The organism is Myroides sp. C4067 (assembly GCF_038039665.1).
In the GTDB taxonomy this organism is placed as follows: domain Bacteria; phylum Bacteroidota; class Bacteroidia; order Flavobacteriales; family Flavobacteriaceae; genus Flavobacterium; species Flavobacterium odoratimimum.
In genome coordinates this window covers 1-21,904 of record NZ_JBBPHJ010000027.1, presented here as the reverse complement: position 1 = coordinate 21,904, position 21,904 = coordinate 1, and the positions used below count along the sequence as shown (strand labels likewise).

Annotated in this window: 20 protein-coding genes; 7 read left to right on the top strand and 13 right to left on the bottom strand. The window is 35.8% G+C overall.

Annotated features, from left to right (window positions below; all coding sequences use genetic code 11):
- Positions 1-24 precede the first annotated feature (24 nt).
- Positions 25-1,188, top strand: coding sequence for an MFS transporter (locus AABL87_RS15100; RefSeq protein WP_006260185.1), 1,164 nt, complete (start codon positions 25-27; stop codon positions 1,186-1,188).
- Between the two features lie 36 nt (positions 1,189-1,224).
- Here AABL87_RS15100 and AABL87_RS15095 read toward each other — a convergent pair whose 3' ends face one another.
- The 3 genes from AABL87_RS15095 to AABL87_RS15085 all read right to left on the bottom strand — a co-directional run bounded on the left by AABL87_RS15095 (position 1,225) and on the right by AABL87_RS15085 (position 5,947).
- Positions 1,225-1,527 (bottom strand): helix-turn-helix transcriptional regulator, encoded by a 303-nt coding sequence (locus AABL87_RS15095; protein ID WP_073145253.1) that lies wholly within the window; start codon positions 1,525-1,527, stop codon positions 1,225-1,227.
- 151 nt (positions 1,528-1,678) lie between these two features.
- Complete coding sequence (locus tag AABL87_RS15090) at positions 1,679-4,723, bottom strand: AAA family ATPase (protein WP_341277559.1); 3,045 nt, start codon at positions 4,721-4,723, stop codon at positions 1,679-1,681.
- 6 nt (positions 4,724-4,729) lie between these two features.
- Positions 4,730-5,947 carry a metallophosphoesterase family protein gene (locus tag AABL87_RS15085; protein WP_341277558.1) on the bottom strand — a complete coding sequence of 406 codons (1,218 nt, stop codon included), beginning with the start codon at positions 5,945-5,947 and terminating at the stop codon, positions 4,730-4,732.
- A 361-nt stretch (positions 5,948-6,308) separates the two neighbouring features.
- Between AABL87_RS15085 and AABL87_RS15080 the strand changes: the two genes are divergently transcribed.
- On the top strand, positions 6,309-7,070 hold the full coding sequence (locus tag AABL87_RS15080; protein WP_341277557.1) for a hypothetical protein: 762 nt from the start codon (positions 6,309-6,311) through the stop codon (positions 7,068-7,070).
- Between the two features lie 100 nt (positions 7,071-7,170).
- Positions 7,171-7,638, top strand: a complete 468-nt coding sequence (locus tag AABL87_RS15075) for a hypothetical protein (RefSeq protein ID WP_006264396.1) — start codon at positions 7,171-7,173, stop codon at positions 7,636-7,638.
- A gap of 78 nt (positions 7,639-7,716) precedes the next feature.
- Here AABL87_RS15075 and AABL87_RS15070 read toward each other — a convergent pair whose 3' ends face one another.
- A complete protein-coding gene (locus AABL87_RS15070; protein WP_006264397.1) occupies positions 7,717-8,421 on the bottom strand; it encodes a DsbA family oxidoreductase in 705 nt (234 codons plus the stop codon).
- A 140-nt stretch (positions 8,422-8,561) separates the two neighbouring features.
- Here AABL87_RS15070 and AABL87_RS15065 point away from each other — a divergent pair, with 140 nt between their 5' ends.
- The gene (locus tag AABL87_RS15065) at positions 8,562-8,777 is read left to right on the top strand and encodes a DUF2905 domain-containing protein (RefSeq protein ID WP_232234329.1); all 216 of its coding nucleotides are present in this window, start codon (positions 8,562-8,564) and stop codon (positions 8,775-8,777) included.
- Between the two features lie 7 nt (positions 8,778-8,784).
- Here AABL87_RS15065 and AABL87_RS15060 read toward each other — a convergent pair whose 3' ends face one another.
- Positions 8,785-9,981: a CynX/NimT family MFS transporter gene (locus AABL87_RS15060; RefSeq protein WP_006264399.1), complete on the bottom strand. Its 1,197-nt coding sequence runs from the start codon at positions 9,979-9,981 to the stop codon at positions 8,785-8,787.
- Between the two features lie 100 nt (positions 9,982-10,081).
- On the opposite strand from AABL87_RS15060, the gene AABL87_RS15055 reads away from it, so the two are divergent.
- Positions 10,082-10,864, top strand: a complete 783-nt coding sequence (locus AABL87_RS15055; RefSeq protein ID WP_006264400.1) for an AraC family transcriptional regulator — start codon at positions 10,082-10,084, stop codon at positions 10,862-10,864.
- A gap of 17 nt (positions 10,865-10,881) precedes the next feature.
- Entirely contained in the window at positions 10,882-11,199 is a 318-nt protein-coding gene (locus AABL87_RS15050; protein ID WP_006264401.1) for a hypothetical protein, read from the top strand.
- A 49-nt stretch (positions 11,200-11,248) separates the two neighbouring features.
- Here the strand turns inward: AABL87_RS15050 and AABL87_RS15045 are convergent, their stop codons facing one another.
- From AABL87_RS15045 to AABL87_RS15020, 6 genes are all read right to left on the bottom strand, one after another.
- Entirely contained in the window at positions 11,249-13,285 is a 2,037-nt protein-coding gene (locus AABL87_RS15045; protein ID WP_341277556.1) for a dipeptidyl-peptidase 3 family protein, read from the bottom strand.
- Positions 13,286-13,383: 98 nt separating this feature from the next.
- Complete coding sequence (locus AABL87_RS15040) at positions 13,384-13,947, bottom strand: DUF1572 family protein (RefSeq protein WP_341277555.1); 564 nt, start codon at positions 13,945-13,947, stop codon at positions 13,384-13,386.
- A gap of 114 nt (positions 13,948-14,061) precedes the next feature.
- Positions 14,062-14,814 (bottom strand): NYN domain-containing protein, encoded by a 753-nt coding sequence (locus AABL87_RS15035; protein ID WP_341277554.1) that lies wholly within the window; start codon positions 14,812-14,814, stop codon positions 14,062-14,064.
- 88 nt (positions 14,815-14,902) lie between these two features.
- Positions 14,903-15,340: a MoaF-related domain-containing protein gene (locus tag AABL87_RS15030; RefSeq protein ID WP_341277553.1), complete on the bottom strand. Its 438-nt coding sequence runs from the start codon at positions 15,338-15,340 to the stop codon at positions 14,903-14,905.
- Between the two features lie 68 nt (positions 15,341-15,408).
- Positions 15,409-15,987, bottom strand: coding sequence for a Crp/Fnr family transcriptional regulator (locus AABL87_RS15025; RefSeq protein ID WP_039330379.1), 579 nt, complete (start codon positions 15,985-15,987; stop codon positions 15,409-15,411).
- Between the two features lie 5 nt (positions 15,988-15,992).
- Positions 15,993-16,562, bottom strand: coding sequence for an LOG family protein (locus tag AABL87_RS15020; RefSeq protein WP_039328432.1), 570 nt, complete (start codon positions 16,560-16,562; stop codon positions 15,993-15,995).
- Between the two features lie 171 nt (positions 16,563-16,733).
- On the opposite strand from AABL87_RS15020, the gene AABL87_RS15015 reads away from it, so the two are divergent.
- Complete coding sequence (locus AABL87_RS15015; protein WP_039328434.1) at positions 16,734-19,133, top strand: outer membrane beta-barrel family protein; 2,400 nt, start codon at positions 16,734-16,736, stop codon at positions 19,131-19,133.
- A 94-nt stretch (positions 19,134-19,227) separates the two neighbouring features.
- On the opposite strand, the gene AABL87_RS15010 is transcribed toward AABL87_RS15015, so the two are convergent.
- The gene (locus AABL87_RS15010; protein WP_006264405.1) at positions 19,228-20,172 is read right to left on the bottom strand and encodes an alpha/beta hydrolase; all 945 of its coding nucleotides are present in this window, start codon (positions 20,170-20,172) and stop codon (positions 19,228-19,230) included.
- A 61-nt stretch (positions 20,173-20,233) separates the two neighbouring features.
- A complete protein-coding gene (cls, locus tag AABL87_RS15005) occupies positions 20,234-21,709 on the bottom strand; it encodes a cardiolipin synthase (protein ID WP_006261950.1) in 1,476 nt (491 codons plus the stop codon).
- Between the last annotated feature and the right edge of the window lie 195 nt (positions 21,710-21,904).

Below are 21,904 nucleotides of genomic sequence, written 5' to 3'. Positions count from 1 at the left end.
TTACTGCCTTCAATCTAAAACCTTATGTCAAAACACTTAGCCCGCATAGCCGTTACTGCACTATTCTTCATCTTTGGAGGGATATCTGCCTCATGGGCATCGCGTATTCCTACTATTAAAGAAGCTTTCGGAGTAAATGACTCTGCTTGGGGATTTGTCTTATTATACATCTCTATAGGAACTTTAATAACTCTTCCTATAGCTGGTAGAATAATAGAGAAATTAGGCAGTAAAAAAGCAACTCTACTCTTTCTATTAACTTATTTAGTACTGTTAGTAGGTATTGGATATTGGGAGGTATTATGGCAATTAAAAGTAAACTTAGTCTTATTTGGAGCGATTAGTAATATCACTAATATTTCTATCAATACACAGGCTATTAAGGTCTCTAAACTATATAAAGGGCAAATCATAGGCTCTTTACATGGCACTTGGAGTATAGGAGGCTTTGTTGCTTCATGGTTAGGCGCAGAAATGATCAGTAGCTATGTCCCACCTTTAGAACATTTTATCTATTACTCTACCGTAGGGATTATTATTTCTCTTCTACTTTTTAAATACCTTATTCCTGAGACGAACGACACTACTAGTGATAATCCTATACTAACAGAAAAGAAAGGCTTTCAATTACCTGATAAGAACTTAGTCCTTTTAGGGCTATTAGCTTTCTTCGCTATGGTAGCAGAAGGAATGATGACAGATTGGTCAAGTGAATATATGAAGCATGTTACGCATGCTCCTATACAGCTTATCGGGTATGGGCTGACCGCTTATATGTTTGCGATGGCTAGTGGTCGTTTTATATCAGACTTCACAGTAAGGCGATTTGGAGAGCAGAGAACTTTACTCTTCTGTGGTATCCTCCTTTTTATAGGATTAGGAGCCTCAGTATTATTTCCTGGAGTATATACTACTATTATCTCTTTTATGATTGTAGGTTTAGGTGTATCCGCAGTAGTACCCATGTGTTATAACTTAGCAGGACATACTAAAACAATGCCACCTCAGCAGGCCTTAACGTTAATTACTAGTATCGGTTTTATCGGTTTCTTTTTAGGGCCACCAGTTATAGGGTTTATTGCACAGCACTCTTCTCTTAAGACCGCCTTTGCTATAGTAGCCTTTTTTGGGTTAGCTATCTCTCTACTGAGTAGATTTATAGTTATCGAATCTACCTCATCAAAATAAACAAAAAGCCCAATCATCACTGACTGGGCTGTATATTTATAGTTCAATGGATATAGTCACCTTTCCTCCTAATCCTTTTTCTACAATATCATATAACGTCTTTAATGTCATATTACTTCCATTATTTTCTACTCGAGAGATATATTCTCTCTTCTTATTCACTAAACTAGCTAATTCTGCTTGAGTTAGTTTTTTCTCTTCTCTTGCCTTTCTAAGCAATAATCCTACTTTAAAAGTCTCTACTTCTCTCTCTATCTCATCTCTTTTTGGTTCGCCAACTACACCAAACACCTCATCTTTTAATTGTGACCAAGTCTTCACATCTCTATTTTCTTTCATGGTGCTATTAATTTATTTTAACACTTCAAAGGTAATTTAAAAGTTACTTAAAAACAATACAAACTATAAATCAACGTATTAAGCCACTAAAACTATACCATAAAAAAAGCCCAATCATCACTGATTGGACTGTAGTATCTAATAAGATTTACTAATAATTTATTACTACCTCACTACCTCGTTCTTCATCTTTTACAACGGATAGAGACATAGGGATGCGCTCTTGTAGTTCATCTACGTGAGAGATAATACCTACTATTCTATTCTCTTTATGTAGATTGCTCAACGTCTCGAATACAATATTAACTGACTCACTATCCTGCGTACCGAACCCCTCATCTATAAAGAAGAAATTTCTATCTGACTTAGACAGACTCTGTACACTCTCTGCTAACGCTAACGCTAGAGATAAAGACACCTGAAAGCTCTGTCCTCCAGATAAGGTCTTCACACTTCTCGCCTTTCCATTATTTAAATAATCTATGATCTCAAACTCATTCGCTTCGTTTAACTGTAAGCTCAATTGGTTATTCGTCAATCGATGGAAACGAGCATTCGCCATATCGCATAAGTTCTTTAAATAGATAGCTGACACATAATTTACAAAACCAGCTCCACTAAACATAGTCAATAGCGTATTCAGATTCTTCACCCGTTTTTCTATTGCATCATACTGCTTCTGTAAGTTCTGCTTCTTCGCATAGTCTTTTTCTAAACGATCTATCTCCCCTGCCAACTTAGCTACAGCCTCTGTCGCTTCTTTGACCTGTAGTTCTAACTTCGTTATTACTTCTTGCTGTTTAGCGAACTTCTCTTGATCAAAAGAGATACCTTCTAACTTCACTTGTAAAGTACTCACTGCATTGCGAACCACCTCTAGTTGTACTTCGAATGCTTGTATCTGTTCTCTGCGTTCTACTACATTAATCTGTTTATCTAACACATTACGTACTTCCTCTACAGATTGTATTTGATGAGTGACTAATAAAGCCTTAATCTGTTCGTTAAACTGATCAACAGCTACTTTCAGTTCATTTAACTCTACCAGTACACTATTGCTCTCTGTCTGTAAGCTTGCCAACTTAGGAGACATCATCTGATATTGATTCGTTAGATCTTTATAGCGTTGTTCTACTAAGGTTACATTAGCTTCTCGTTGCTGTACTTGTTGCGCTAATAAAGTCTCCTCTAAACTTAGATAAGTCTCTATCTGCAACCTTATAATCTGTGTACTCTTAGACTTGATCTCACTCTCTAGACTTGCACCTTCTACCTCTATTGCATTTAGTTCTTTGGTAAACTTATCTACATGTCCTCTGTGCTGTTCTACTTCTTTTCCTACTGTAGTAAACTGTGCTTCCAGAGCTTCTACTTGCTTATTCGCTAACTCAGCTCTTTGTTTTAACTCGATAAACTGTGCTTCATTCCCCTTTTCTATCACTGTCCAAACAAAGTTCTGCTGATGAGAGACTAACTCCTGTTGGAAGTGTTGTTCTCTCTGTTGGCTTTCTTGCCACTGTGTTGTTAAGAGTTTCTTTTTATCAAAAAGACCAGCTGCTTTCCTTTCGTATTTCTTTAGTCGCCCTTGTTTATCCTTTATATCACTTAGACGAAGTTCACACTGCTGTATAGCAGAAGACACATCGTCTCCCTGAAGAATATGAGGGTGCTGTGCAGAACCACATAAAGGACAAGGTTGCCCCTCGTGAAGCTCATTAGCATACTGTGCTAACTGTTGTGCTACTCTGTGATTGCGCAACTCTACTTCTATCGTATTAATCTCTTGTTCAAAGTGGTTTCTGTACTTCTCAATCTCTTGTTCCCAATGATTGATATCCTTTAACTTTAGACTTATGATATCCTTTTCTACTATTTGCAACTCAGTCTGCAGGGCATTCATATGCTGTTGCACATCCTGAATCCCTTTGTGAATAAAAGATTGCTGACCGAACCATGCCTCTATAGCCATCAGCATCGTTGTATCTACTCTAGCTGTTTTGGCAGTATTTAGTTCTATCTCCTTTTGTGCTAAAGCAAGTTTGCTCCCTTCTAATGCCTTCTCAGCATCTACCACAAAAGACTTCCCTTTGTGATAACGCTCTAATAAGGCCTCCTTAGCGAGATTAGCTTTCTTGATTTCTTTGATCAAATTCAACTCATACAACTCTGCTTTGAGGTGTTCTAAACCTGCATACTGTTGTTCTGCTACCTTAAGCTCATCTGTCACTTTCTTAAACTGACTTTGTAGCTCTGTAGTTTCTTTTGTTAATATAGCTAATCGAGTCTCTCGATTCACTGCCTTATCAGCTGTCTTTTGTTGGTCTAACAGTACAGCAGAGAATGCTTTATCTAATTGCTCATACTGAGACAATTCGTTCTTTTGAGCAGTTATCTCAGGCAACTTTACTTCTAATAAACCTAACTCTGCTTTCTTTATCGCCAAGGCTTCGAAGTCATCCTTCACTGCTTTGACCTTTTGATAACTGTCGTTCTCTTCCTTAAAAGTCTTATTCAGTAGGTTAAACTTCTCCGTCTCCTGTAGGTGTAACGCCTTCTGCTCTGCTATCTGCTCCGTTGTGACTTGGCTAAAGCTCTTTAGCTCTCCTTCTATTAAATTCAGACTCTCCTTAGTCGAGCTATATAATCGTTTAGTCTTATCAGCGAGATCAAAACGGTCTAAGCCGAATATCTCTTGCATCATCTTCGTTCTGTCCTTCCCACCTAATTCTATAAACTCTCTGAACTTCCCTTGTGGGATAATGATAGTACGCTTAAAGTTCTCATAGCTCAGCCCCACTACTTCCTGTATATTCAACTCTTTCTGAGGTATCCAGATACCATCTTCATCCTTATACAGTGTTGCCTCACCTCTCTTTACATCTTCGAAGCGCTTAGAGTTTCTTCTAAACTCTCTATAGATGCGGTATTTCTCATCCTTAAAATTATAAAACTCAAAGTCTATTACCGAACGGTCAGACTTTAGGTTCATCATATTATATGCACGGTTATCGCGAGAGTTCATACGCTCTGTCTCTCCGTAAAGCCCAAAAGAAATAGCTTCTAAAATAGAAGACTTTCCCGATCCTACCTTACCGAATATACCGAATAACCCTGCTTCTATAAGACTGGTGAAATCAATAACTTGTTTTTCTTGATAAGAATACAGTCCTTCTATAGTTAACTTAATTGGTATCATACTGGTCTAATCTAATATCTCGTTAAATAAATCCATCAACTCCTCATTAGGCTCTTGCCCTTTATTGCGCTGTTTAAAGTAATCTCTAAACAATCCTTGCATATCTTGCTCTAAGTTCACCTGTTTTACATTCGCTTGTTCTCCTTTATCCCCCAATGTTACTTGTGGAATAATCGTAATAATACCATCATGCGCAGTGTATAACCTCTTGATATCATCTCCATTTAAGAAGGTATCACTTACTATGGTTAACTCCACTAGATGATACGGATTTGCTACTAACCACTCCACAGCATCATCTACACTATTAAACTTCACTCGTGACAGTTGTCTTCCACTCTCTAGTGCCACCTTCGTATAGGTAATAGGTTTGCCAGCTTCTGCCTCTAAGATCATCACATACTTCTGCTGACCTGCTTCACTAAAACTATAACTCAATGGGCTCCCCGAATAAACCACAGGTCTATCTTCTACCCCCACCTGATGTGCTCTATGTAAATGCCCAAGTGCCGTGTACTGCACTTGCTCTGGAATAATGTCACTGTATACAATATCTGCATTACCTACCTTCAGAGGCTTCTCTCCATCAGGTTCTTCTAATAACTCTCCATTTCGGTTCATCATATACAGATGCGAGATCAATAGATTCACCCCTTTAGTCTTACAATACTTATCTGCTAAAGCTTGCCAACTCTCGCCTAACACCTCATTAAGAGCTGCTCCTTTATCTTCTGTGTCTAGTGCTTTCTTTAGCCTTACCTCATTCGCATAAGGAGTGTGTAGTATACGTATCGGTTGTTTAAATCGATCTAATCTCAATTCAAAAAAACCATTTGTTGACTTCGATATTTTAAACTGATTTTCGATCTCAAAAGGAGTAACCTCAGCATGAGGCAGTCCGACTAAGATAATCCCGCACTCTCGTGCTAATGGATCTGGCGCATCTATACGCTCAGGGCTATCGTGATTACCAGCTATAGCGATGACAGGTCTCTCTCCGTTCTTCGCTAAGCGTTTAAGTGTTTTATAAAATAATTCTACAGCTTCTACTGGAGGGTTAAACGTATCAAATAAATCTCCTGCTACTAAGACTACATCCACTGCTTCGCGCTCTGCTATCTCGCAGATTTCGTCTAGTACTATACGCTGTTCGTCTAGACGGCTAAAGTTATCTAATCTCTTCCCTAAGTGCCAGTCGGCTGTATGTAGAATCTTCAATCCCATGTATCTTTCTTTGTTTTCTAGTGCCTCAAAGATACTAACTATATAGAGGTTTCTCAGTCTATTTTAGGATTAGCTTCCTCATTTTTTTGTATCAAAACCGATGATACAAAAGAATTATAGCGACTTTCTTCCACGTGATTCCATACTGCTACCCTTGTGATAGGATAGTGATAGGCTATTTTTGGCACTTTTAAGCCGACCAAATGCCCATCACTAGCCGACCACATGCCGACCACCCTGTCTAAAATGGCAGTAAAAAGACATTCATACTCACACACAATTTTAAATTAAACAATTCGTTTTCAATTTAATATTGATTCTAATACCTATTCGCTTATCTAACAACTTTACTTAAACCACTATGATAAAAAGAAGCTTACTATACCTCATACTTCCTATAGTTCTACTCTCTTGTCAAGAGCCTAAGAAATTTGGAGACATTAAGATGGATATTGAGACATTTGATTATAACTTCCCAGTAGAGGACTTTTATGCTTTTAATGGCAATAACGATGGGAGTATCACAGCTGATGCAGATGCTAGTGTGATGACAGTAGTTAAAGAACTTAAACCTATAGAGATCACACACTATAGAGTAGCTCCTAAGAGATATAATGATTCTCTTAGAGACATAATCGGCAAAGAGTATAGTATGAGGATGTGGATAGAGTCTGACAGTGTGGCGAAGTATGGGGACTATTACTTCGATAAGGTAGATATGCTACAGAGTCTAAATAAAGACCTAATCGGGGTAGCCTGCTCTGACCTAAAAGGTGACGAAAACAAGGTTATACAACTCCGTGACTATATCATCTCTAAAGAAGGAGAACCTGTAGAGAAAATCGCTTTTATGGTGTATGACTGTATCGTCTATACTTGGCAAAAAGAGGACAGGGTATTAGCCTTAGTAGTGCGCTACCACGAGATAACTGAACCTCCCTTTATAGCAGAACATATCTCTGCTGAAGAACAAGAAGTTTACACTCCTTCTCGTGTACAAGTAAGACTGTTCAGTATCAACAATAAGTACAAAGATCTTGTGTTCAACAATCTATACCGAGGAGAATGGGCGTATATGCAATACAATGACACACCTACCAAGGATCGAAGACTTCCTCAATAGAATGCTCTTATTAGAGTAGAATAAATTCCTTACACTATTCAAACATTATTCTCCTTCAATTTAATAGAGGTTACTATTTTACTATCTTTAAAATAAAAAGATGGAAAAGAGAATATTTCACAATGTGATATGGGACTTCTCAGAAGAATTACCTGAAACCCGAGAAGAACTAAACCAAGAAGTAATTGCTAAGCAAATTAGAAACTTCGGAAACTCCGACAATTGGGATCCTACTGAGATTATAATAGATCAGCCAGAGGTAGTGATTTGTTACGATGCAATCATGTATTCTAAAGACGACAAATACAATAATGAAGAAATTATCAAATTCGAATTACTACCACATTGGAAAGAGGCAGGATCAGATAGACCCGAATTTTATAGTACTATTCACGCAACTTTAAAAGCAGATAATAACCAAAATTTTCCTGCCTTAGAGTTGTTATATAAACTTCATGAGCAATTTCTCAATAAAGGCACTCCTGCAAAGCTATACTTAGACGGTTTAGAGAAAAACGAAAAACCTAAAAACAAGTATGATTACTTTGTTTATATAGACTTTGATTAAAATATATCTAATAATAAAACAGCCCATTCATACACTGTATAAATGGGCTGTTCGTATTTATAAATCAACTATAGGTACTTATATCTCGCATCCTTCTGGGCCACATGCTGCCGCATCACTACCACCTTTCATTTCGAATTTAGGTTGGCTTTCTTGGAATGCTTGTGTCAGTGCTTCTACAAAAGACTCTGTAGGTTGAGCTCCTGATACACCGTATTTTCTATCTAATACGAAGAATGGCACTCCTGATATCCCTAGAGCACGTGCTTCTGTAATATCTGCATTCACTTCTTCTAGTTGTCCATCAGTAGCTAAAAATGTTTTGATTTCCTCAGCACTCAGTCCTATTTCAGTACCTAAAGCAGCTAAAACCTCAATATCACCTACATTTTTTCCATCTGTAAAATAAGCTTTAAACACTACTTCTTTAGCCTCATTCCCTTTTCCTTGTAACTGTGCAAAGTGTACAAAGCGATGAGCTCTAATCGTATTCACAGGAATAGATTGGTCTTGGTTAAACTCGATACCTACTGCTTTACCTGCTTGTTTTAAGTTCTCTAGCATCCCTTGTATCTGTTGCTCTGGCATACCTTTGCGCTTAGCTAGGTACTCCTTAGTAGACATATCCAACCCTTCTACAGGTAAGTCTGGATCTAGCTGAAAGCTCTTCCACTCTACTTCTATCTTATCTGCGAAAGGCAACTGTACCAATGCATTCTCAAAATTCTTCTTTCCGACGTAACAAAACGGACACATAATGTCCGACCATATCTCTACTTTCATATCTTATCTTTTTAAATGAGGAGTTACCTAAATAACTCTATACTCAAAGATACTATTAAAACACCCTAATACCTGTCTCCTTAACAATAATTAAATAGTTTCCTAAAGGGAAGTGCATGTATTTTTATACCTTTACTCTTATGGGAAAAACAATCATATTTATCGGTTGTATCATCGTCATCATAGGTCTATTGATACAATTCACTTCGTTTAATCTGGATTGGTTTGGCAAATTGCCTGGTGATATCCGTATCCAGCGCCCAGGTTTTTCATTCTTTATGCCGATTACCTCTATGATTATCGTATCTGTAGTAGGCACAGGATTACTATGGTTATACAGAAAGTTCTTTAGTTGATAAAGGATTACTTGACCCAGTCGTTCTTACCTGCGATACCTCCTGATACAATCAAAGTAATAGACATCACTAATAAAAACATCAAGGACATAGACCAAGACTGTGTCACATCGAATAATGCTCCAAATACAGGAGGCCCACATGCTGCGATTAGGTATCCGATAGACTGTGCCATACCTGATAATTCTGCTGCTTGGGTAGTGCTACTTGTACGCAATACGAAGAATAGCATCGATAAACTAAAGGCTAATCCGCTCGCTGTACCGATTAATACACACCATAGCGCGATCATATTTACCTTAAAGATCAATAAACCTGCTATCCCTATGGCAAACAATACTCCTGTACCGATAGCTAGCAGTTTTTGATTAGATAACTTACTCGCTATAATAGCTCCAATGAATGTCATAGGCAACTGTGCGAACTGCATATAAGACAATAACCATCCTGCATCCTCTTTAGGTATACCCCATGTGATAGCCACTTTAGGTAACCATGCTGCTAAACAGTAGAACAGTAGAGACTGTACTCCCATAAATACTGTAACTGCCCATGCTAGCTTAGATGAGTACATATTTACTTTTTTCTCTTCTGTGAAGCCTCTATTACTTCCTTCGATTGCTTGTTTCTTTTTTACTTGAGGAAGCCAAATCAATATAGTCGCGATACTCAGTACTAACCATACTCCTATCGAACCTTTCCATCCCATCTCTGTGAATTTACCCAAGCTAATACTAAACCCTGCTGCTAACGCTGCTGTTAGGTTCATAGCTACTGAATATATTCCCATCATGGTCCCTACATTCTTCTGATAATTACTTTTGATATAAGCTGGCATCAATACATTACCTACTGTAATCGCTATCCCTACTAAGGCAGCTCCTAAAAACAAAGTAACTAAACTACCATAAGGTCTAATGACTAATCCTATACTCAATAGAATTAATGATCCTAATAATACAAGCTCCATACCGTATCTACGTGAGATCTTTGGCACCATACTAGATAAGAATCCGAATGCCATTAAGGGTATCGTCGTTACTAATCCTGCTGTAGTGTTAGACAGAGCTAGTGATTTACTTATCTCTGATATAACAGGACCTACAGATGTAAGTGGAGCTCTTAGATTAGAAGCAATAAATATGATACCTAACAACATCAGTAATTTCTTCATTTTAGATATCTCTTCTATCTTATTTTCCATTGTTATTTAATTTATTATTTACACATTGTTATTTCTAGGTGCAAAATTAAATGATTATAAATGTTTATATTCGCCATAAATCATAACTAAAACGACAAGAATGAATACATCACAATTAGTCGATCAAGTTGGAAAGAAAGGTTTTTCTTGGCATGCTGAGCTTTGGAAGCACAACAATGAGTTTCACCATCATAAGAAAGCTCAACTCGTATATGTAGAATCAGGATATCAACATCTACACGTAGAGTCGTGCCAATTCTTATTACCTCAAAATCATGTGGCCTATATCCCATCCAATATGCCGCATAAGACTACGCATGCGTCTGAGCATATCTCTCTACATACACTATACTTCGATGTGGATGACTTACCTCCGTTTTATGATGAGTTATACCTATTCTCTATACCTAGTGTATTAAGAGAAATGATTATGTACACTGAGAAGTGGTCTATGAATATGGAATATGAGGAGAGTGAACAGACGTTCTTAAGAGCTATCTTATTAGAATTGCCTTCTTTTGTACAGAATGCTGTACCTCTTATCACTCCCGTACCACGTACCAATGCACTACTAGAAGTAACTGCTTATATACATAAACATTATCAATCTACTATCACTATAGATGAGTTAGCTCAACTGTCCTTTATGAGTATTCGTACCTTAGAACGTCAGTTTAAGAAAGAAACGGGTATCAGTATCGCTAAATATATACAGATGGCACGTATCATCAAGTCTATAGAACTGCTGAGTGAAGGACAATATACTATCAATGAGATAGCGTTACTCGTAGGGTATAACAGTGCTCAGTCTTACAGTAATGTATTCACTAAACTGATGGGACAACGCCCGACTGAGTTTATACAACATACATTCACGCTATAACTTATATCCTATCGTATATGAAAGATATTATCTCTCTACTACAAAAACAGAAACAAGACATAATCATAGAGCTAAAACATGGTGATACCACTAATCAATACCTAATAGCCCAATTAGACAAGTCTATCTCTTGGCTAACGATGGTAGAAGATCATCAGTTAGACACGGTTAATCACTATGATGTACATGCTCTACCTGATACTACTCATGGTATGTCTTATTATCACCTGATGATAGACTGTGAAAGTAGTGATCCTGTAGATTGGGTAGAATATACTCCTCATAATCGTCCTATAGAGATGTGCATGGGAGATATCATTATAGTAAAAAAATAAAAAAAGTCGGTTTATAATAAACCGACTTTCTTGTATAATCTTCTTGTAATTAGTTTACAAGTGGTAAGAAACCATATTCTTTAGCATAACGCAACATTTGCTCTTCAAATGATTTAGGTTGTTCGATTACATAATCAGTCACCTCTCCTTTATCATTCTTCACTGGTACAATGTATGGGTTTACAAATCCTCTATATGGAGCAGAGTTAAACTTAGCATTACGCTCTAAAACTTCTTTGTGGATAGCTTGATCTACTTTCACACCATAAGTCTCTACTAACGCTTGTCCTGCTTTATAATCACCTTCAGATTTGATACGTTGAGTCTCTTTTAAAAGCTGTCCGAATAGATCGTGTAACTTATCATAATCCGTAATATTATAATATGTCTTACCATCGCGAACTACTTTCTCAATTACATTATCTTTCTTTCCTTTTTCAAATACCCAAGCACTCACCCATTGGCGGTTACGCATGTGAGCTTCTTCGATATCAGCACCTGGCTCTAAGCGCACTAACTGCGTCATTAATCCGTTACGGATATATCCATCATAAGCTGCTTTACCTACTGACTTCCAATCGTCAACTAATCCTAACTCTTGTAACTTAGGATTGTATAAATAGAATAACCCCACTAAGTCAGCACGTCCTTCTTCTAATGTAGAAGCATAGCTCTTCAGTGTTTCTTTTGGTTGTCCTACTCCTTTGTTGATTTGTCCAGATGCATGTCCGATTACCTCGTGAAGAGCTGTGTGTAGCTTATCTGCTAACTCACCATATTTCTCCTCTAATTGTAATTCTTCCTCATCGTGAACGAACTCTTTTAACTTATCCGAACCACCTGCATGATTATATGCATCGATAATATTACCTAAAGAGATAGACTTAGAACCGTGCTCTGCTCTAATCCAATCTGCATTCGGTAAGTTCACTCCGATAGGTGTACTTGGAGATGCATCACCAGACTCAGACGCTACGATCACTGTCTTATACGATACTCCTGTTACATTTTTCTTTTTATGCTCTGCCATTAATGGAGAGTTATCCTCGAACCACTGTGCTTCTTTAGAAAGAACAGCCATCTTCTTAGACATATCAAAGTCGTTGATTTGAACAACGCTTTCGTAAGATCCTTTATGTCCTAATGGGTCTGCATATACTTCGATAAATCCACTGTTGTAATCAATGTTTCCTTTAGTAGCTTTCACCCATGCAACGTTATAATCATCCCAAAGTTGAAGATCTCCTGTTTGGTAATATTTGATTAATAACTTAAGTGCATCTGCTTGCTCTTGGTTCTCTGCAACTGTAACAGCTTTTTCTAACCAAAAGATGATTTGATCAATAGCTGCTCCATACATTCCACCACTCTTCCATACTTTCTCTACTAACTTACCATTCTCTTTTACTACTTTAGAGTTTAGTCCTGTAGATAATGGACGGTGTGGGTCTGGACTCTTCATCGCATTATAGAATGCCTCTATCTCATCTTCTGTAATCCCTTCTCCATAGAAGTTAACTGCAGATCCTTTTACAAGACCTTTCGCTAAATCAAGATTTACTTTTTTACTATCTACATTATTAAATAGTACATTCGCTACATTCTGATCTAATGTAGTGTTAGTCTCTTTTAATAAAATAGAGAAATAAGCTTGAGAGAATCCAGGTTTTATCTTTTCGTTAGAATAATGGTGGTGAATACCATTAGAGAACCATACTCTCTTCACATACGTCACGAACTCTTTCCAATCCTCTGATTCTTTGTCTCCTTTATAGTTTTCGTAAATATTCTCTAATGCTTTACGAATAGTCAAATTGTGTTTATAGTTCTGATCCCAGATGATATCACGTCCAGCATACCCTGCCTGACTTAGATAATACACTAATTCTTTTTCTTTTAATGTTAGATCGTCCCATCCAGGTACTTGATATCTCAATACTTCGATATCTCCAAACTGATCCACACTGTAATCAAACTTTTCTGTTGTAGTCACTTCGCTTACTCCTTTTTCTGTCTCTTTCTTGTCTCCACATGATAATAACATAGCGGAAGCCAATACGATACAGGCCATTGTATTTAATTTCATATTGTAGTTTTTTACCGTCTTTTGACAAATATATAAAATATTGCACTGAACGACTCTACTAATTCTCATTCAAAATTAGGAATCTAAAAAATTATCTCTTACTTCTTTAGATAATCATCTACAAAATGAGTCTCTGAATTAGGATTTTCAAATTTGTCTTGATTGTATTCTTTTGATTTATTTTTAGGAATGGTTAAAGACTTCCACTCTTCATTGCGTATCATCTTTCCGATAAATACGATCTGCCCTATATGGTAAGGGTAATGTGCTAACTGTCGATATAAAGCTTCTGCTACCGTATGGTCTTGGTTTCTGATTTTTACTACTGTATTAATGTTCTCTTCATTAATACTATCTATGGTACTGAAGAGAACATTCCATGCCTTGTCCCAATTCGTTATAAGTTCATGTCTGTCATAAATCCCATCTGCGAACTCATCATCTCTGTTTCTCCATGGCTTCTCTCCATCTTCTGTAAAAAAGTTAGTAAAACGAGAAAGCAGATTACCTGTGATATGGCGCATTAACATCGCTATAGAGTTACTCTCTACATTGACCTTTTGATTTAATTCATCTTGAGATAGAACTAAAACTGTTTTATCTACGATCATTCTATAGTATTCGAATTGCTTGCGAATACCCTCTAATTCTTGTATAGTCATAATATAAATTGTATTGAGTTGATATTTTTTATTGTTGTCAATATGTAACCATTTGCAATTTAAAGTTTATAGACCATACCATTCGTTTTTAAGCAAAAAAAAATAACCCGAAGGTTATTTTTTCTTTACTAAGGGATGATTTAACCCCTTAACATTATTGTTAATTACATCGTATGTCTTTAGATGTTTAAAAAGCTCTGTCAAGTTTCTAAAACCATAGTCTCTGGCATCAAAACTAGGATTAAGCTTACGAAGGTTACCTCCTACTGTAGCGATATAAGCTTCTACCTCTTCATCTACAGACATATCGAATGCTTTATCTATCAGTCTATACTCTTTCTTAGTCAATGATTTAGTATCGTCATCATCTGTGACTTCTACCTTTTTAGCATTGCCATTCGCTTCTTTCACTGCTGTAGTTACTTTAGGCATTAAGGTTTCACAGTAGGTAAATATCTCACATGACTGAACGAAAGCATTCGGAGTCTTCTTCTCTCCTACTCCCATCACAAAGATACCTTCTTCTCTGATACGCTTAGCTAAACCAGTATAGTCACTGTCACTAGATACGATACAGAATCCATCTACCATCTTAGCATGGAGAATATCCATAGCATCTATGATGAGTGAACTATCTGTAGAGTTCTTGCCACTAGTATAATTAAACTTCTGTATAGGCGAAAATGACAAGTCATTTAGTAATTCCTTCCAGCTATTCATTTGTGGTGTTGTCCAATCTCCATAAATACGACGGACAGTCACCTTCCCATATTTAGAAACTTCTTCTAAAATCTTATCCAACAACTTAGCTTGAGCATTGTCCCCATCCACTAAGATTGCAATGTTGTTATTTTGTTTTTCCATCATATTTTCCTTTTCGAAAGCTCTAAAATACAAAAAATAGAACTACGTAAAGGGCATTGATGTCCAAAACATCTGTTAATAATTGATTTCTTTAATCAATTAATCTAAAAGTTCCTGTTACGAACTGACTTTCACGTTTCTGATCAGCTCCGTTATAAGACCAAAAAGCAGTTACTTCTCCTGTCTTCGTATTGATGATTTGACTAACTGTAAAGCCATCTTGTTCTATCCAGTTCAGAAAGTGTAAGTCCTCGCCAAGTGCTTTGTAGCTCATTTTCTCATCGCCTTCATTTACTGCTCCATTCTCACCTACTGTGCTCCAATGCAAGGTATCTGTACTCGTGTACTCAATAGTAGCTTTCATCTCTGGGAACTGTATTTCTGCTTTATGCCCAATTAAGGTACTAGTGTGGCTAGCACTAGTACTTTCTGCTATTTCTGATGGAATAGATTCTTTCTCTGTCTTTGACTGACATGCTCCTACTGACAACGCTATTGCCAATGAAGCTATTATTATTTTGTTGTTCATTGTTCTATAATTTTAAAGCAAAATTAAATTGCTCTAAGATCAAAAACATTGAACTAGTTCAATAATTATTATTTTTTCTTACTGCGTATTTTACTCAAAAACTCTTGGGAAATACCAAGATAAGAAGCTATCTGAATATTAGTTAAACGCTGTACCAAGGACGGATAACGCTTACAGAAATCTTCATACTCTGCAGTAGCATCCATTGATAACTTATTTACAATGCGACGTTGAAGAGCGATACACTCCTGCTGAGTCATCCTTCTATAGATCTTTTCTAAGATAGGTATTTCATCATAGAGCGCTTCTTTGCGTTCTTTCTTTATGAGTAATACTTCGCTATCTTCTAAAGCTTGTATAAATATCTTAGATGGTCGTTCATAATTATAACTTTCTAGATCTGCTAACCACCAATCTTCTATAGAAAAATGTATGATGTGTTCTTCTCCTTTTTCGTCCAAACAGTATTCTTTAAAACATCCTTGTACTACAAAGGCTTCGAAGTCACATACAGCACCCGCTGTTAATAGATAGTCTTTCTTCTTTACATAAACAGTCTGAAAAGAAGAAAGTATTAATTCCTTCTCTTGTTGTGTTAATGTAACGCCTTTGCGTTCAAAATTATCTATTAATGAGGCTTTATTCATATTATTTATTTTTGAATCCATTTACCTTCTTTAGGCGCTTCGTAAGCTTTCATCTTTTCTAAAAGCTCTTCTACCTCATCAGCTACCACAATCATATCTTTATTAATCTCTTTTAAGAACCCCATAACTACCATCGTATCTATCATTTCTAATAGAGGATTATAGAATCCATCTATGTTTAATAAGGCTATAGGCTTTTTGTGTAATCCTAATTGAGCCCATGTTAGCATTTCAAAGAATTCTTCTAAGGTACCATATCCACCAGGCATTGTGATTACACCATCAGATAATTCGTCCATTTTAGCTTTGCGTTCATGCATAGTTTCAACCATAATTAACTCTGTTAATCCCTTATGGCCTAACTCTACATCTGCCAAAAAACTAGGTAATACACCGATAACTTCACCATTCTCCTTAAGAACACCATCAGCTACTGCTCCCATTAATCCCACTTTAGCGCCTCCGTATACAAGCCCGATATGATGTTTAGCTAATTGTTCTCCTAATGTAAAAGCTTGTTCATAATAAATATCCTTAGTACCTGAACTAGAACCACAAAACACTGTATATCTCATTTATAATAATTTTAAATAGTAAAATAAAAAACTGAATATCAATAAATTACAAATAAAAATAAATATTTTATATAAAATAAAACATTTTTTGTTGTAACATTTTACTCAAAAGTATGACTATTATATAAACCTTAATCAATTATTAGAAATAAACTTAACGAAAGAACTATTATGAAATTCAAATTAAGTGTTATCCTTTTCCTTACCATGGTTTGCTCTATTTATGCGCAACAAAAAGGAAAAATCACAGGAGCGATTTTTGACAAATCAATTAATCAATCCGTTCCTTATGCAACTGTCTCTATTAAAGATGGAGAGACTATTGTAACAGGTGCTATGTCTGATGACAATGGAAAATTCGAATTAACTGTTCCTCAAAAAAAATATACACTAGAAGTACAGTTTATCGGTTACCAAACATATACTAAAGAATTTGAGTTAACTGAGGCTACTTATAACTTCGGTACGATTAACTTATCTCCTGAGGCGACAACTTTAGAAGGAGTTAATATTATCGCTGAATCATCTACGATAGAACAAAAGATAGATAGAAAAGTAATCAATGTAGGTAAAGACTTAACTACTGCTGGTGCTACTGCTGGTGAGATTATGAATAATATCCCATCTGTAAATGTGGATAAAGATGGTAAGATATCTCTAAGAGGAAATGAGAATGTACGTATCCTTATCGATGGGCGTCCTACTAATATGTCTTCTGAACAAGTATTAAAACAAATTCCTTCTACTTCTATTAAGAGCATTGAGTTAATCACTAACCCAAGTGCTAAGTATAATCCTGAAGGAATGTCAGGTATTATCAATATCGTGTTACACAAAAATACAATGGACGGCTTTAATGGTTCTGTAGACACAGGAGTTACATTTGCTCATACTGTTAAGAATACTAACTCTATCAATGCTAACTATAGACAAGGTAAGTTAAACTTCTTCGCTAATGGTAGCTACTCGTATGGAAAATATAAAAATGACGGGGATATGCTACGTACGGATATTATGTCTCCTACAGAGATTCGTATGAATAATAAGAACAAGAACTACTTCTATAAAGTAGGTATGGATTATTATATCAACGATAACAATACATTGTCATTCTATACTAACCAAAGTACAAATGATAGAACAACAGATATGGATAACGCGACTACATATCCTAAGAACTTATTCGAAGATATCTTCCAAAAAACTGTTTATGATGGAGATAATAGATATAGTGCGTATAACTTAGCTTATAAACATCTATTTGAGAAAAAAGGTCATACTTTAGATATCGAAGGAAACTTTAGTCGTAACAAATCTACAAATGACGGAGATTACAATACGATTATAGGTAAAAATCCTAACCAATTATATCAAGATAGAAACAATGATAAAAGTGATTTAACAACAATCAACATTGATTATGTAAATCCTTTAAACGATCATACTAAATTAGAAGTAGGAGCAGAAGCTAGAATTTCTAGAGCAGATAACAACTTTGATTCTAACAATCCTTTGATTCCTGAGAAGAATAAAAAGATTAACAATGAATACAACCAAGATATCTTCTCTGCTTATGTAACCTTTGGTCAAACTTATGGTAAGTTTAACTACCAAGTAGGAACAAGATTAGAAAGCTATAAAGTAGAATCTAAATTAGGAGGAACAACTACTTTTAAAGATGACTACGTTACCTTATATCCGTCTGTATACTTAGGGTATTCTATGACAGATAACGATATGTTTAACTTAAGTTATAGTAGACGTGTAGATAGACCTAGTATTTCTCAGACTAACCCTGTTAGACAATTCTCTACTCCATTAATGACAATGGTAGGTAATCCTGAATTAAAACCACAGTTTACGAACTCTGTAGAATTAAATTACACAAGAATGTTTAATAACAAAAGTAGTGTGACTGCTGGAGTGTACTATAGAAAGATCAATAAAGAAATCAACCACGTTATCTACGATGACCCAGACAATGATAACCCAAATGCTTTATTAATGACTTTTGATAACTATAAGTCTAATGATGCTTATGGATTTGAACTTTCTGCTAATATCAAATTAACTCCATGGTGGGATATGCAACCTGGTATTGATTTCTCTAGTATTAAACAGACTGGTTTTGTATCTCAGTTAAACAGTACGACAAATCAAATGGATTTTATCGAACGCGATATTACTGCTAGTGCATTCAATGCTCGTTTAAACAGTAACTTCAAAGCGACTAAAAACTTAAGATTTAACTTATTCGGATTCTATAGAGGTCCCGTAGATGGTATCACAATGGACTCTAAAGAGATGTATAAAATAGATGCTGGAGCTAGATACTCTTTACTTGAAAACAAATTAAGTATCAGTGCAAGATTCAATGATATCTTCAATACTATGAAGTTCAAATACAGTTCTCAGTACCCTTATGCTTCTAATGGACAATTTACATGGGAAAGTAGATCAGTTTACATCGGAGTAAACTATATGTTCGGAGGAGGAAAAGGACGTGCATTACAAAGAAAGAACAGAGATTCGAATACAAAAGAAAGTGGAGGTGCTGGAGGATTATTCTAAAAAGCTCCCCTACCAACCAATCAACAACAACTTTTTTCAATTATTGCTAAAAAAGCTGTTACCTTAAATGGTAACAGCTTTTTACTTTTAATATCTATCTGTGCTTCTCTAAGAACTGTAATACACTAAACATTGCTTTATTTCTAACTTCTTTCTTCGAGAGAAATAAGTCATGCATTCCATCCTCTATTACAGCTTTCTCTACACGATGTCCTATCTTACTACCTATCTTCTCAATATCTTTTACATTCAAGACGATATCTGATGTCATAGAAGTAGCAGTCCATTTTGAAGTACTTCCAGACTTATCGCTATACATTAGTAGAATAGGAAAGTCTTCATGCAATACTACCTCCTGAATTAACTCCTGTGTATGTTGCACTGCTAATATCCAACTATAGTATACAGCAAAAGGATTTATTGGTTTCCACTCTTTCTTGTACTCCCATTCTCCTTCATGATCTTTATGCAATGTCTTACCATATAACTCAGGCATCTGCTCTGCATTAGCAAAGATATCCTTACTCACTTTACTCCTAGCAACACTCCCCATAAAAGGCTTTACATAAAAAGGTACATTAAAATCAAAGAAAGGAGAATTTAATATTAGTCCTGACAACCTTTCTTTTAACAACCCAAACATAGCATAATACGTTGCTAATAATCCTCCTGTACTATGCCCTAATAAAAATAGTTGGGTATCTCTCTTTTCCTTTAGAATATACTCTATTCCATAATCGATATCAGGAAAGTACTCTCGCATCGACTTACAATAATTCGGATGCTGATGAGGCAATAACGAACGACCATACTTGCGCAAATCTATTGCATAGAAGTTTACTCCATGCTCATTAAAATAATCCATCAAGTGTATCTGAAAGAAGTAATCACAAAATCCGTGTATATACAGAATAGTCTGCTTATGCTCTTTCTTATTTCCTCTTGATTCTATTAATGTGGTGATTACCTTCCCTTCATAATCATTCTCAAAGGGATGTTGATGTGTTATATATTTATCAAATGTCAAATGTAAATTCATAGTATCCTTATTTAAAGTTTACTTATCCTTCATTACTCACTTTATTTGATGTCTACACATGCTATAATAAAGGAGAGAACAAACGAATAAAACTGTTTTTAAGACGTTGTTTCCAAGATCTTTTATTCCACCTGTGTAACTCTAGTTTAATAGAATCTCTACAGTCTCTATCAAACATTGTTTTCATTTTACGTGCAAAAGCCTCGTCATAAACCACAACATTCACCTCGAAATTCAAATCAAAGCTACGGTGATCTAAATTACATGTACCTATAGAACTCACTCCTGCATCTGTAACAAAGGTCTTCGCGTGGATAAATCCTTTCTTATATAAATAAATCTCTACACCAAACTCTAATAACTCTTGAAAATAAGACTCCGAAGCCCATTTCACGATATTAGAATCTGTAATTCCAGGCAGTATCATTCTAACGCGCTTACCACTTAATGCAGCCATTTTAATAGCTAGTTGTAATGATTCGTCAGGTATATAATATGGCGTAGTGATGCAGATCTCTTTTTCAGCAGTTTGTATCGCTTTTAAGACACTATATAGAATAGAAGGTACATCTGAGTCAGGTCCAGACGAAATAACCTGTAACGGCACTCCTATCTCATCATTATCATGAATAGGGAAATACTTCTCATCAAAGGCTAAGTCTTGCTTACTACAGAAATTCCAATCTGCCAAAAAGATATATTGTAACCCATAAGCTCCCGAACCTTTTATTCTAATATGCGTATCCCTCCAAAAATACTGATTAGAATCTTTCTTACGGTTATCGTAGCGATCAGAGATATTTATCCCTCCTGTATAAGCTATCGTTCCATCTATCACCACTATTTTGCGGTGATTTCGATAATTCATACGGTTAGCAAAAGCTAATAGAATAATCTTATTAAAGGGATAGGCTTCGACTCCATTCGCACGAAGATTGCGGACAATATTCTTTCGAATGCTTTTACACCCAAAGTCATCATAGATAAAACGTACCTTAACCCCCTCCTTTACTTTATTGATCAGGATACTTTCTATCTCCTTACCGATATCATTATTCTCATAAATATAATACTCGATATGAATCGTACTTTTAGCTGCTTTTAAGTCTTCTATTAGTCTTGGAAAGAACTCTTCTCCATTCTCTAATATTTCGGCTTTATTATCCACTAATAATGGACCTTCTCCCATAGTCGCACTAGACAACATCTTAATGAAAGAACGATTCCTTTGTACAATAGGGTTTCCTTGTTGTCTCTGATCTAGGTGAATGTCATTTAGACGTTTTGTTAATTTAGTGCTATACTCATCATTTACCTTAAGCTTCTTAGAATACATCTTTCTTCGTCGATAATTGATCCCAAAAGAAAAATAAAATAAAATACCAAAGATAGGCACAAAGAAAACTAACAACAGATAAGCTAATGTCTTCGAGATAGAGTCTGTATCATAGATAATGCGTACAGCCACAGCAATAGCTATAATAAAATATACTATCTCCAAATAGATAAACCAATCTGCTTGAACTCTCAAAAACATACTTCAGCGTATTTTTAATAATAACCTTTCTATATAAGTTAGATTTAGGTTATCTAAAAGTAAAAAATAAAAAGCAGTTAGAAGAGCATTTAGTACACAAAGTATTTGAAAACAAAAAAGTCTCCCTTTAAGGGGAGACTTTTGAGCCGATGGAGGGACTCGAACCCACGACCTGCTGATTACAAATCAGCTGCT

What these genes read in the sequence shown, in the direction of transcription:
- AABL87_RS15100 (WP_006260185.1), top strand. Translation starts at nt 25, where the DNA reads ATGTCAAAACACTTAGCCCGCATAGCCGTTACTGCACTATTCTTCATC.
- AABL87_RS15095 (WP_073145253.1), bottom strand. Translation starts at nt 1,527, where the DNA reads ATGAAAGAAAATAGAGATGTGAAGACTTGGTCACAATTAAAAGATGAG.
- AABL87_RS15090 (WP_341277559.1), bottom strand. Translation starts at nt 4,723, where the DNA reads ATGATACCAATTAAGTTAACTATAGAAGGACTGTATTCTTATCAAGAA.
- AABL87_RS15085 (WP_341277558.1), bottom strand. Translation starts at nt 5,947, where the DNA reads ATGGGATTGAAGATTCTACATACAGCCGACTGGCACTTAGGGAAGAGA.
- AABL87_RS15080 (WP_341277557.1), top strand. Translation starts at nt 6,309, where the DNA reads ATGATAAAAAGAAGCTTACTATACCTCATACTTCCTATAGTTCTACTC.
- AABL87_RS15075 (WP_006264396.1), top strand. Translation starts at nt 7,171, where the DNA reads ATGGAAAAGAGAATATTTCACAATGTGATATGGGACTTCTCAGAAGAA.
- AABL87_RS15070 (WP_006264397.1), bottom strand. Translation starts at nt 8,421, where the DNA reads ATGAAAGTAGAGATATGGTCGGACATTATGTGTCCGTTTTGTTACGTC.
- AABL87_RS15065 (WP_232234329.1), top strand. Translation starts at nt 8,562, where the DNA reads ATGGGAAAAACAATCATATTTATCGGTTGTATCATCGTCATCATAGGT.
- AABL87_RS15060 (WP_006264399.1), bottom strand. Translation starts at nt 9,981, where the DNA reads ATGGAAAATAAGATAGAAGAGATATCTAAAATGAAGAAATTACTGATG.
- AABL87_RS15055 (WP_006264400.1), top strand. Translation starts at nt 10,082, where the DNA reads ATGAATACATCACAATTAGTCGATCAAGTTGGAAAGAAAGGTTTTTCT.
- AABL87_RS15050 (WP_006264401.1), top strand. Translation starts at nt 10,882, where the DNA reads ATGAAAGATATTATCTCTCTACTACAAAAACAGAAACAAGACATAATC.
- AABL87_RS15045 (WP_341277556.1), bottom strand. Translation starts at nt 13,285, where the DNA reads ATGAAATTAAATACAATGGCCTGTATCGTATTGGCTTCCGCTATGTTA.
- AABL87_RS15040 (WP_341277555.1), bottom strand. Translation starts at nt 13,947, where the DNA reads ATGACTATACAAGAATTAGAGGGTATTCGCAAGCAATTCGAATACTAT.
- AABL87_RS15035 (WP_341277554.1), bottom strand. Translation starts at nt 14,814, where the DNA reads ATGATGGAAAAACAAAATAACAACATTGCAATCTTAGTGGATGGGGAC.
- AABL87_RS15030 (WP_341277553.1), bottom strand. Translation starts at nt 15,340, where the DNA reads ATGAACAACAAAATAATAATAGCTTCATTGGCAATAGCGTTGTCAGTA.
- AABL87_RS15025 (WP_039330379.1), bottom strand. Translation starts at nt 15,987, where the DNA reads ATGAATAAAGCCTCATTAATAGATAATTTTGAACGCAAAGGCGTTACA.
- AABL87_RS15020 (WP_039328432.1), bottom strand. Translation starts at nt 16,562, where the DNA reads ATGAGATATACAGTGTTTTGTGGTTCTAGTTCAGGTACTAAGGATATT.
- AABL87_RS15015 (WP_039328434.1), top strand. Translation starts at nt 16,734, where the DNA reads ATGAAATTCAAATTAAGTGTTATCCTTTTCCTTACCATGGTTTGCTCT.
- AABL87_RS15010 (WP_006264405.1), bottom strand. Translation starts at nt 20,172, where the DNA reads ATGAATTTACATTTGACATTTGATAAATATATAACACATCAACATCCC.
- cls (WP_006261950.1), bottom strand. Translation starts at nt 21,709, where the DNA reads ATGTTTTTGAGAGTTCAAGCAGATTGGTTTATCTATTTGGAGATAGTA.